Consider the following 505-nt stretch of genomic DNA (forward strand, 5'->3'; position numbering starts at 1 on the left):
GGCCAAGGGGATGCTCGAGCGGCTCCACGACTACCTTGAACGTTCGTTCCTGCCCGGCCGCAGCTTCGCCTCACCAGCCGACTTCAACCACCAGCTGGGCGGGTTCTTCACCAAGGCCAACGCCCGGAAGATGCGGGTGCTGGGCTGCACGCCGGGTGACCGGGTCGCGGCTGATCGGACGGCGATGCTGGCGCTGCCACCGGTGCCGCCGGAGGTGGGCTGGCGAAAGTCGACGCGGCTGCCGCGCGACCACTACGTCCGCGTGGACTCCAACGACTACTCGGTGCACCCTGCGGTGGTGGGCAGGCGGATCGAGGTCCACGCCGACCTCGACCGCGTCTGGGTGGCCTGTGAAGGCGCGGTCGTCGCCGACCACACCCGGATCTGGGCTGCGCATCAGACGATCACCGACTTCGAGCACGCCGTCGCCGCCAAACAGCTGCGCCGCGGGCGCAGTGACCTGCTCCGTCCGGTTGCAGACGCGGTCACCGGCGAGGAGGTCGAG

Annotated in this window: 1 protein-coding gene; it reads left to right on the plus strand. The window is 70.1% G+C overall.

What is annotated here, in order from left to right:
* A partial coding sequence (locus tag FIP57_RS22970) for a transposase (protein ID WP_148576243.1) occupies window positions 1-505 on the plus strand: 505 nt, incomplete at both ends.

It is taken from the genome of Nocardioides caldifontis (genome assembly GCF_008087345.1).
In the GTDB taxonomy this organism is placed as follows: Bacteria; Actinomycetota; Actinomycetes; order Propionibacteriales; family Nocardioidaceae; genus Marmoricola_A; species Marmoricola_A caldifontis.